General features: G+C 38.8%; 7 protein-coding genes. 5 read left to right on the plus strand and 2 right to left on the minus strand.

The window, feature by feature from the left end; genetic code table 11:
* The first annotated feature begins 79 nt into the window (after positions 1 to 79).
* The 5 genes from FJQ98_RS07500 (at position 80) to FJQ98_RS07520 (ending at position 9281) form a co-directional block, all read left to right on the plus strand.
* Complete coding sequence (locus tag FJQ98_RS07500; protein WP_053594456.1) at positions 80 to 1726, plus strand: sigma-54 interaction domain-containing protein; 1647 nt, start codon at positions 80 to 82, stop codon at positions 1724 to 1726.
* Between the two features lie 575 nt (positions 1727 to 2301).
* Complete coding sequence (locus tag FJQ98_RS07505) at positions 2302 to 3630, plus strand: aminotransferase family protein (RefSeq protein ID WP_053594458.1); 1329 nt, start codon at positions 2302 to 2304, stop codon at positions 3628 to 3630.
* Between the two features lie 38 nt (positions 3631 to 3668).
* On the plus strand, positions 3669 to 5066 hold the full coding sequence (locus FJQ98_RS07510; RefSeq protein ID WP_053594459.1) for an aldehyde dehydrogenase family protein: 1398 nt from the start codon (positions 3669 to 3671) through the stop codon (positions 5064 to 5066).
* Between the two features lie 187 nt (positions 5067 to 5253).
* Positions 5254 to 7278 carry a hydantoinase/oxoprolinase family protein gene (locus tag FJQ98_RS07515; protein ID WP_053594460.1) on the plus strand — a complete coding sequence of 675 codons (2025 nt, stop codon included), beginning with the start codon at positions 5254 to 5256 and terminating at the stop codon, positions 7276 to 7278.
* A 23-nt stretch (positions 7279 to 7301) separates the two neighbouring features.
* Positions 7302 to 9281: a hydantoinase B/oxoprolinase family protein gene (locus tag FJQ98_RS07520; protein ID WP_053594461.1), complete on the plus strand. Its 1980-nt coding sequence runs from the start codon at positions 7302 to 7304 to the stop codon at positions 9279 to 9281.
* Positions 9282 to 9585: 304 nt separating this feature from the next.
* Here FJQ98_RS07520 and solA read toward each other — a convergent pair whose 3' ends face one another.
* Both solA and FJQ98_RS07530 read right to left on the minus strand, forming a co-directional pair.
* A complete protein-coding gene (gene solA / locus FJQ98_RS07525) occupies positions 9586 to 10710 on the minus strand; it encodes an N-methyl-L-tryptophan oxidase (protein WP_053594462.1) in 1125 nt (374 codons plus the stop codon).
* 123 nt (positions 10711 to 10833) lie between these two features.
* Positions 10834 to 12186, minus strand: coding sequence for a uracil-xanthine permease family protein (locus tag FJQ98_RS07530; RefSeq protein ID WP_053594463.1), 1353 nt, complete (start codon positions 12184 to 12186; stop codon positions 10834 to 10836).
* Positions 12187 to 12228 lie beyond the last annotated feature (42 nt).

Consider the following 12228-nt stretch of genomic DNA (forward strand, 5'->3'; position numbering starts at 1 on the left):
TTGCAGATGCCCCGTAGAAAGTGAGCGAATTTTTTTGTATTAATGAAGAAGTTTTAAAGTTCAAGAGGGAGTGGTCTATATGCCGATAACTCAGCTTCATAAAGATGAACATTTTTTTATTGTAAAAAATGGTGAAGTAATACTTAAAAGTGATGTCCAAATAGAGATTCTTGAAAAAATAATAAAAAAATATAGTAAAGGAACGGAAACGTTTGAGGCAGAAGGTTATTTTATTCATGTACTAGAGACTTCACAAGGAAGCTTATTTCATGTCAAACCATTCATGCAGTTTAGCCATATTGATTTTATGAATCCACTATCAAATAAAGTATTAAACTCCATATCAGATGGCGTTACAATATGCGATCGCGATGGAAAAATACTATTTCAAAATGATATTGATATTGAAATTGTTGGTATCAATTTAATGGGAAGATATGCAAAAGACGTAATTGCTGAAGGATTAATGAGTGATTCAATATCGATGAAAGTAATTGAATCAAAAGAAAAAGTAACTATTTTACAAACGTTCATTAATGGAAAATGCTTTTTAGTTTCTGGCAAGCCAATATTTGATGAATATGGTGAATTACAATACGTAGTAGCAATTACACGTGATATGACACAATTAAAATTGTTAGAGAAAGAAGTAAAAAAATTAGAAGTCCAAAACGAGAATTTTAAAAATAAGCTACAAGCCTTACATACTAAAAAATCAACAAAAAGTAGTTTAATAGCCGTGTCTTCTGCAATGATGCAGGTTGTAAAGCGTGTTATGAGAGTTGCAGAGGTAGATTCTACTGTATTAATTGGTGGTGAATCGGGCGTAGGTAAAGAAGAAATTACAAAGCTTATTCATGCAAATAGCCGACGTAATCATAAGCAAATATTAACGATTAACTGTAGTGCTATTCCAGAAAATTTATTAGAATCCGAACTTTTCGGCTATGAGGCGGGAGCGTTTACAGGAGCGGCAAGAGGTGGAAAAGCAGGGTTATTTGAGATTGCATCAGGTGGTACAGTGTTTTTAGATGAAATTGGAGAGATGCCCTTGTTACTACAGGCGAAATTATTACGTGTGCTCCAAGAATCAGAGGTTCAGCGTATTGGTAGTGGAAAGCCTATTCCTATTGATGTACGCATAATCGCTGCAACGAATCGCAATTTAGCGGAGATGGTGAGGCAAGGTGATTTCCGTGAGGACCTATATTATCGTTTAAACATTATCCCGATTGAAATTCCACCTTTAAGGCAACGCCGTCAAGATATTATCCCACTAGTCAACCATTTTTTAGCTATAGTTGGAGAAAAATATGGCATCCATCGGACGATTGAGTCATCTGCTATGAAAATATTAGAAACTTACGATTGGCCAGGAAATGTACGTCAGCTTAAAAATATAGTGGAGCGTATTTGCTTACTAGCAACGCAGCCAGAAATAACAGCGTATATTGTGCAACAAGAGTTGGATAGTAACCCGACTATTGTACGTGATGTAGAAAATCCTGTACAAATACAAAATATCCAGGAAACGGTTGTAACTCCAAAGTTTAGTGGCACATTAAAGGATCAGGTGGCCGCGTTTGAAAAGCAAATTATTAAGGAAGCTTTATCTAAATATCCAAGTATAAGACAAGCTGCTAAATCACTTGGCTGTGATCAGTCAACATTGGTACGTAAAATACAAAAGTTCCAATTAACGAAACAAATTTCATATGAGGATTAATGATGTATTTTTGCATCAAAATTTCATTCCTGCACAATAAGATGTAATATTGCAATACTCAATGATTCATACAAGGAAAATGAAGAAAAGCATCATTAATATGTTAATAGATATCGAAGAAAAGAGGCATTTTCAAAAAAGAAAGTGTCTCTTTTTCATTTTGTTGCAGTTGCTGTGAATGTTCCTTCATTCTCATAACGTGTGGTTGATTTCCGTTCCGGCTGGGCGCTTTGTTGCTGTCGCTTCGCTTTCGCACAGAGCAGAGCTTCCTGGGGGCGTCCGATGAGCCGCTTCGCTTCGCTGCAGGGTCTCGGGCCAACAGGATGTTGGTCACGAAGGCGTTATCACAGGACGTGATGCTCTTAGCCTTCGTTCCTCTATTGCAGATCCCCAAGGAGTCGCCCAGCCTCCACTCCAATCAACTTATATTTATGGTATACGTTTTAACAAAATCATTCCTTTCTTTTAGAAATTAGTCAAAAAATTACAACACATTAAAAAAAATTTCATCGGTTGGCACGAGAATTGCTATTAAAAAAGTGTATGAAATTTTAAACGAAAAGAGGTTGGTATTTATGACAATTCAACTAAAAGAAGAGTTAAAAACGTTAGATCAAAAGCATTTTCTACATCCAACAACGTCGATCGAGCAACAACAAACACAAGGTCCAGCAGCCATTTTTACAGAAGGGAATGGCATTTATTTAAAAGATATTGAAGGGAATATCTACATTGATGGCATGTCTTCTTTATGGAATGTAAATGTTGGGCATGGTCGTAAAGAAATTGCCGAAGTCGCAAAGGAGCAAATATCTACATTAGCCTTTAGTTCCTGCTTCGCATCATTTAGCAATGAACCAGCTATTCGTTTAGCGACGAAAATTGCTTCATTGACTCCGGGCGACTTAAACACTGTATTTTTCACTTCAGGCGGCTCAGAGTCGAACGATACAGCGATTAAATTAGCACGTCATTACTGGTTACTAAAAGGACAGCCAGAGCGCCAAAAAATTATTTCACGTACCCATTCATACCATGGTGTAGCAATGGGTGCTACAAATGCGACAGGCTTACAGGCATTTCGTGACTTTACGAATTCGCACGCACCTGATTTCCACTATGTATACAGCGAATCCGTACGTAATTTACGTGAAACGATTGAAGCGTTAGGCCCTGAGACTGTGGCAGCATTTATTTCTGAACCTGTACAAGGTGCAGGTGGGGTTAATATTCCACAAAAAGATTACTTTAAAGAAGTGCGAAAAATTTGTGATGAGTACGGTATTTTATTTATTGCAGATGAAGTCATTACCGGGTTTGGTCGGACAGGTAAATTTTTCGGTATGGAACATTACGGCGTAGTGCCAGATATGATGTCATTCGCTAAAGGAGTTTCAAGTGGTTATGTTCAACTTGGTGGTGTGGCAATATCCGAAAAGCTGCATCAAGATCTTTGCGAACTTTCTAAAGGGACATTAATGCACGGATATACTTACAGCGGTCATGCACTAGCTTGTCAAGTTGGGTTGAAAAATATAGAAATCCTCGAGCGTGAAAATCTAGTTGAAAATGCTGCAAACATGGGCGATGCCATGTTAGAAGGATTCCAAGCACTGCAAGAAAAATATAGCTTTATCGGACGCGTGCGTACTCTTGGATTACTTGGAGCCATTGAATTAGTAAAGAGCCGTGAGACAGGTGAATTGTTTGAGTCTCCTCTTAGTCCAATTTTTGTACAAGAAACGATGAAACGAGGTTTAATCCTACGAACGGTCACGTATGATCAAGATACAGTTGTTTTTGCCCCACCTCTCATTCTATCAAAAGTAGAATTAGACGAAATGTTACGTATTTTAGACGAGACATTTGAGCATATACGTAAAACAATTGTTGAAAAAGTGTAATGTCGACAAAAACGATCACTATTTGAAGGAGGAGTTTTATGACAACTATCGTTAGAGAAATACGTGAACAATTTAATCCAGCTCGACCATCTCAATGTATTGGTCAAGTTGAGCTTTTAACAATAGATGAAACGAAAGACGTTATCGTTGCAGCTCAGGATGCATTTGAGGGTTGGAAAAATACGTCTTCTGTTGCACGTGGAGAGATTTTACGCGTGACAGCAGATTTGCTAGAGAAAAATATTGATAAAGTAGCTGAAATAGCTTCGAGTGAAATGGGTAAAACGAAAAATGAAATGCTTGGTGAAGTTAAACGTGGTGCTTCCATTTTGCGTTATTTTGCACAAGAAGGGATGCGTGCAACAGGTGAGGTGCTACCGTCAGCCAATGAAGCGAAATTATTGTACACAACGCGTGTACCCCTTGGTGTCGTTGCCGCAATAACTCCTTGGAATTTTCCTGTCGCTATTCCTTTATGGAAAATTGCACCCGCATTGGTGTACGGCAATACAGTAGTTTGGAAGCCTTCTATTGAAAGCGCTTTAACCGGTAAATTAATAGGAGAATTATTTGAACAGGCTGGCTTACCAAAAGGCGTGTTAAATGTTGTGCAAGGCCGTGGTTCAAAAGTGGGGCAGGTATTATTGGAGGCACCTGAAGTAAAGGCGATTACATTTACAGGTTCAAATAGTGTGGGCCAAAGCATTTTAGATACTGCTGGATCTACTAATAAAAAAATTCAGCTCGAACTTGGAGGGAAAAATGCAGCGATCATTTTAGCTGATGCCAATATCAATCAAGCTGCAAAATTAACGATAGAAGGCGCGATGAAGCAAACGGGACAGCGTTGTACAGCAACTAGTCGAGTGTACATTGAGGAAGCAGTTTATGAAAAGGTAGTAGAGCAGTTAATTGAAGAAGCTAAAAAAATTGAAGTTGGTGTCACGATGGGGCCAGTGTCATCTAAAGGACAATATGATTCTATATTATCCGCCATCGAGAAAGCAAAAGTTGAGGGAGCAGAGCTAGTATTTGGCGGTGGTCCTACAAAAGGTATATTTGAAGGATACTATATAGACCCAACAATTTTTACGAATGTAACTCATGAGATGTCGATTGCCCATGAAGAGATTTTTGGACCAGTTTTAGCGGTCATCAAAGTAAAAGATTATGAAGAAGCGATTCGATTATCGAATGATTCTAATTTTGGATTGAGTGCTTCTATTTATACTAATAACATTCCGAAAGCATTTGATTTTATTAACCGTAGTGAAGTAGGACTTGTACAGGTTAACGATGAAACAGGTGGAGCTGAGCCTCAAGCGCCGTTTGGAGGAATGAAAAACTCAAGTACCGGTGCCCGTGAGCAGGGGCAGGCAGCGAAAGAGTTCTTTACAACGTTTAAAACTATTACGATTGGCACAAAAAGTGAGTAAATGAAGGAAGTTTAGGATAGAAGACAAAAAAATATACGTCACATATGCTTCGGTGTAATGGCCCAGATTTTTCTCAAATTGTACGCAATCACTTTAAAAAAATCTGGGGCATCCGCTCGAGGCATTAACTTTATACACAAAAATAATTTTTTGATTTTAAATTTATTAAACGAAAGAAGGTAGAGCTATGGCACAAAGTCGTTTAGCAATTGATGTCGGTGGAACGTTTACGGATGTATTTGTTTTTAATGAAGAGACGGGAGAAGTATTTGTCACAAAAACTTCGTCTACACCTTCAAATCCGGAGCAAGGAATTTTAAATGGAGTAGAAAAAGCAGCATTAAATGGCAAAGATATTAAAATTTTTTCTCATGGCACAACAGTTGGAACGAATGCGTTAATTGAGCGCAAGTTGCCAAAAACAGCTCTTATTACGACAAAGGGCTTTAGAGATGTCATTGAAATTCGCCGGGGAACGAAAGAAGATATTTGGGACACATACAAAGATACAGCGAGGCCTTATATTCAACGACGGGATCGATTTGAAGTGACAGAACGAATAGATTATGAAGGAAATATTCTTCAGGTTATTGATGAAGAGGAAATTCGTTTATTAGCCAAAAAATTAAAACGACGAGGAACAGAATCCATTGCCGTATGTTTCATCAATGCCTACGTGAACGGGGAAAATGAGGCGAAAGTCAAAGAAATTTTAAAAGAGGAATTACCGGATGTATATGTTTGTATTTCAAGCGAGGTGCTTCCGGAAATTTTTGAGCATGAGCGTATGAGTACAACCATTATCAATGCAGTGCTTGGACCAATTATGAGTAATTACATTAGTAAGTTAAGCAATGAAATGCAGAAAAAGGGCTATGAAGAAGAAATATTAGTTTTGCATTCTGGTGGCGGTGTCATGACTTCAAGTACAGTTCCCCGCTATGCTGCTAGATTGGCAAGTTCTGGGATAGCCGCCGGAGCTATTGCGAGTAAGCATATCGCAAAGTTATGCGGATTTGACAATGCAATCGGCTTAGATATGGGAGGTACAAGTACGGATATTTCACTGATGTATAAGGGAGATATACGAATTACAAAGGACTGGTCGATAGAATATGGCTATCCAATTGGTTTCCCAAGTATTGAAATATTAACAATAGGAGCAGGCGGAGGTAGTCTCGCCTGGAAAGATGAAGGCGGTTCATTACGTAATGGACCACAAAGTGCAGGGGCAGTACCAGGACCAGCTTGCTATGGCCGAGGAGGCACTGAGCCCACTAACTCGGATGCAAATTTAGTGTTAGGACGTCTAGGTGTGGATTTGTTAGATGGGACGATGCAGTTAAACAAAGAGGCAGCTAGAGAGGCTGTGAAAAAAATCGCCAATGCATTCGATCAAACGGTTGAGGAAGCGGCAAGTGCCATCATAGAAGTTGCAAATGCCAATATGAGTGATGCAGTTCGATTAATATCGGTACGGAGAGGCTATGATCCCCGTGATTTCGCGCTTGTAGCCTTTGGTGGTGCAGGTCCATTACACGGTGCCTATTTGGCAAAAGATTTAAACATTCCAAAAGTCATTATTCCTACGCATCCAGGTGTAGCAGCGGCAATGGGGTGCCTACTTGTAGATGTACGCCATGATATTTCTAAAACATATGTGAAAAAACTAGATGAAGTAAGTGTAGAGGAACTGACAACTCAATTTAGTGAATTGCGAGAAGAGGCAAGAGAATTATTAGAAGAGGAAGGAATAGCAGAAAACACATCGTCATTAACGAATTATATAGATCTTCGTTATAAGGGACAATGGAGATATCTAGCTGTTCTCGTATCCGATCAAATCACTTCCCTAGATGCTATTTTGGGAGCGTTCCATAAAGAACATGAACGAGAATTTGCATTTTCCGATAAGGACCAAGCAGTAGAAATATTTGGCCTACGTGTAACGGCTATAGGCACAGTACCAAAGCCTAATTTCCCGCAATATGTTCCTGAAGGCTCGCTTGAAGATGCTTTCAAAGAAACACGTCCAGTTTATTTTGAGGATAAATATATTGAAACTAACGTATATAATCGCGATAAAATACCTGTTTACACGCAATTTGCTGGTCCAGCCATTATTGATCAGCTGGATACGACGACTGTTATTCCACCAGGATTTACAGCGGAAGTAGATGCCTATAAAAATATTATTATTACGGTGAACTAATACGCGATAAGGAGGAATTGGCTATGAGTACAACGAAATTGGAGACAAATCATAAGGTTCAAAATCTAGACCCAGTAACATTTGAAGTGTTAAAAAACGGCTTTGTGAATTTAGTCGATCAAATGGCTGAACAAATGCTGCGTACATGTTACTCATTTGTTATTTATAATCGAGACTTCAGCTGTGCATTATGCGACGCACAGGGGAATACGATTATGCAAGGAACGCAAGATATTTCTGTACATGTAGGGACATTGCATTTAACTGCAAAAGCTGTCTTAGAGGATTTCGCTGATGACATCCATCCAGGTGATGTATTTTTAGTAAATGATCCTTATCGTGGAGGAACACATTTCAGTGATGTACGTGTGATTTTACCAGTATTTCATGATGACAAACTGATTGCACTCATGCAAACAAATGGACACTGGGCAGATGTTGGTGGCTCTAACCCGGGTTCCTTTGATATTACAGCAAAGGAACATTACGGGGAAGGACTGCGTATCCCACCTGTACGTATTTATAGTAAAGGTCAATATTTAACAGATGTTGTAAAGATTATTGTTATGAATATGCGTATCCCAGAAGAACGTATTGGAGATTTACGTTCTCAAGTGGAAGCGGCGAAGGTTGGAGAGAAGCAACTCAAGGAAATGATTGAAAAGTACGGCATCAATACGGTGCTAGTAGCTTTTGAGGAAGTCCAAAATTATGTAGAGCGATTAATGAGAGCGAAAATTAAAGCTTTACCTAAAGATCAGTGGGAAACAGTGGACTATATCGATATGGACCCACAATTAGGAGATGGCCTCATCCCAATTCGTGTGAAAATGACCATTACGGAGGATGAAATAGCTTATGATTTAAGTGATTCACATCCTTATATTAGCTGTTTTTTAAATGCAGGGTTTGGTTCAGCACTTTCTGGTACTTATGCAGGAACCAAAACATTTTTCCCAGAGATCCCGCTGAACTCAGGATTTTATCGTGTTGTGAAAATATTTCTTCCTGAAAACTCCGTCGTTAACGCACCTAGCCCAGTAGCTGTTTCTGGCTATTGTTCAGGGGCGTTTGAAAAAATTATGAATGCCTGCTTCGAATTATGGTCAAATATTATGCCTGAACGCGCTATCGCATGTTCATTTAATTTAGAGTATTTATTAATAGGCGGGTATGATCAGCGGAGAGATAGTAGTGAATATTTTATGTGGTATGACTGGATGGCAGGTGGCCATGGTGGACGTATTGACCGAGATGGTGCGAATACAACCTCACCAGTGTTCGGGGTAGGGTTAAGTGTTCAGCCATGTGAAGGGCAGGAACGTTTGTCACCAGTTGTGACAACGAAACATGAAATTATTATAGATTCTGCTGGTCCAGGTAAATACCGTGGTGGCTGTGGTGTAGAAAAGGGAGGCATTTTAACAGATGTCAACCAAACAGTGATGTCCTATTGCTGTGATCGCTCTCGCTCCATTACATGGGGGATTATGGGTGGCTTACCTTCTATCGCACAAGGGGCAATTTTAAACCCAAACAAAGAGGATGAAAAATTTTTAGGCACGATTTTCTCCAATATTGAATTGAAGAAAGGTGATTCCTTTACACGTCCCTCAGCAGGAGGCGGTGGTTTAGGTGACCCATTAGCACGAGATGTAAAAGCTGTTTTAGAGGACGTTATTGATGAATATGTTTCGATTGAACGTGCCAAGCTTGATTACGGCGTAGTCATTAACGAAATTGACCGCGATATGGATGCCTTCGAAATTGATATGGCTACTACATTAAAAGAACGCGATTATATTCGCAAAAATCGCCATAGATGGCTGGAAACAGATCCAATAGAAGTTGAGCTGATGTATAATAAAGGTGAAATTAATCAAATGGATGTTGTTCGAAGATATGGTGTCATTATGGATTACCAAACAAATAAAGCATTGCCGATCTCAACAGAGCAATACCGAGAATCGATGAAGAAACGTTCTTTGGCCTATTGGGGATAGACATAACGTTCTAGCGGCGGGGTCAAGTATCAACTAACTTTAATCATAAATAAGAGAGTAGTTCGCACTACTCTCTCTGCGAAATTAGGGTATACAAATTTTTAATGTCCAGTAATGCATATACTATGAAAAATATCACTACATAACTTAAAAACTCTAAAGGTAAAGAGTTGTTGTTTAATATTCCTATATCACTTGAAACTTTTTGAATGATCAATGTTAAAAACATAGCTAATCCAATCATTAAAAGCTTACGGTCTTGTAAACCCGACACAGTAGTAAGTGCATTAGGAGAAGCAAAGTGTTAGTGTGTATTAAATCGACTAAGCCTAAAGATTGATAAATCCTGTTTACTTTTCCCGTTTAGAGTTAAATCAGTTAATACCTCACCAACGGCACTACTGAATTTAAAACCATGTCCTGAGAAGCCTGCTGCAATAACAATATTTCGATGCTCAGGTAAAAAATCAATAATGAAATCTTCATCTGGTGTCATCGAATATTTACATGTTTTTCCGAATTTCAGTGTACCGTGCTGAGGCATAAAACGATTGATAAAGCTTTGTAAATCTATTGTATCCTGTTCGTCGAATGGGCGAAGAGGGTCGTTTGGATTGATAGCCTCACCACCATCATGTCTGCCAAGCTTCAGGCCAGCTCCATCAATACTCGGAAAACCATAGTACGAGGAATCTGCGAATTCAAAACAATAGGCTGGGAAAACATTTTCACGATAAAGTTGCTCATCCGCTTCAAACCACGCAAAGGTTTTTCTAGTTGGTGTAACCGGGATGGTGATGCCCATTGATTGTAGTAACTCAGTCGCCCAAGCACCAGCTGTTACGATTAAATGCTTTGCTTCGTAAACGCTATTTGCCGTTTGGACACGTACAATGTTTCCAGCTTCGATGTTCTGCACTTTTTCATTTGTATGTAAGGTTGCTCCTGCCTCGATAGCTAAAGTTTTATAAGCGCGAATGCACGCTTCTACACGAAGGACACCAGCAGTAGGCTCATAGCAAGCAACAAAGTTTTCAGGTAAGGATAATCCAGACCATTTTTCCATTGCTTCAGCTGCTGAATACTGTTCTAATGATAAATCGTATAGCTTAGCACTGGTTTTCACATTTTGAATAAAAGAATGGGTTTCTTCACCGACATTCATGACACCTGTTTGTAAAAATAAAGATTCATCCGTTAACGCTTCAAGTTCTTTCCATAATTCACCTGCTCTTTTGACAAAAGGTACATAGCTAGCCCCTTCACCATACGCAAAGCGAATAATTCTTGTATCGCCATGATGGCTACCTTCTTCGTGTGGTGGATCAAAGGCATCAAGCATCAAGACGTTTTTTCCTGCTTTCGCTAAATTATAGCCTGCTGCCATCCCCATTGATCCTGCACCAATTATAATTACGTCATATATCATTACAATCCCTACTTTTTTGCTCTAGTATAACAAAACAGAAGAAGATAAGACAGAAATTTCAGGAAATAATTTAAATAAGAAACTGCACAACTATTCCTATAAGAAAAGTTGTGCAGTTTAAAGTTATTTCCCACTAGGTAATAATTTATTCAACAATATGGCTGCTATAGCAGCTGTTGCTATTGGGGAGCCGAATAAGTATTGAACGGTTGTTGGTAATGAGTATAAGAAATCTTTTGGAAGTAATGTTAGAGCTAATGTTAAAATCACCGGTACAGCGATTACATACATTTCCTTTTCACCGATGCTTTCATTTTTCATTACTTGTAAACCACTGATTGCAATGATGCCACAAACAATCACGAATACACCACCGATAACTGCTGATGGAATAGCAGAAATAAGAGCAGCTAATTTTCCAGAGAATCCGAATAAAATAAACCAAAAACCTGCAGCAATAAAAACTCGTCTACTTGCGATACCTGTAATCGATATCACACCTGCATTTGTTGAATAGCCAGTGACAGGAGTTGAGCCTAGTAATGATGCAATAAAACAACCAATTCCTTCGCCGATCACCCCGCGATTAATTTGTTTATCAGTTAATGGTTTATCGATGACGTTACTCACTGCAAACCATGTACCTGTTGTTTCTGCCATTAAGACGATATAAATAATCACCATTGTAATGATGGCAGAAAAATTAAACGTGAAGCTGAAATCTGCAAATGGAACTTGAGGCATACTAAACCATCTTGCTTGTGACACTGCTGATAAATCTAAAACACCCATAATATTTGCTGCAATACAACCTGCGATTAAAGCGATAATTACTGAAGCGATACGAAATACGCGGCCTTTTTTATGAAAGACAGAACCTAACATGACGCAAAGGATTAGAACGATAGCTGAAGTTAAAGCTAAATAAATGTTTTGGTTAATAGATGGGCCTGCTGCATTATAAATGTTATTACTTAAACCTACAGGCATTAATGAAAGACCGACCACAAAGATAATTGTCCCTCCGACAATTGGCGGAATGAAAGTTTTCACGATTTTATTGAATATACCTGTAAAACCTAAAATAATAACTAAGATGGCGCCGACTAAACTTGCTCCTAATACAGTACTCCAACCAAGATCTCCACCACCACTAGCTGCATAAATACCTACAATGGCACCGATTGGAACATATGAAGGACCTTGTGCTATCGGTAACCTCATGCAAAAGTGAGTTTGAATAATCGTTGCAATCCCTGCCGCAATGAAAGTCGATTGAATCAAAGCGCTTGATTGACCTGATTGTAAACCGATTAACATGGCAATTAAGAAAGGCACTACGTAGACATCCATTGCCATGACGTGCTGTAAACCAAGTAGGGCGGATTGGCCGAATGACACCTTCTCATCTGGTAAAACTGTTAACTGCTGAGTTTTTATTTTATCGTTAGCTAATTTGTTATGTTGCGTTTCCACTAAGATGTACACCTCAAAATTGTAAATTTATTATTTTTTACG

The organism is Lysinibacillus agricola, assembly GCF_016638705.1.
GTDB classification, from domain to species: Bacteria; Bacillota; Bacilli; order Bacillales_A; family Planococcaceae; genus Lysinibacillus; species Lysinibacillus agricola.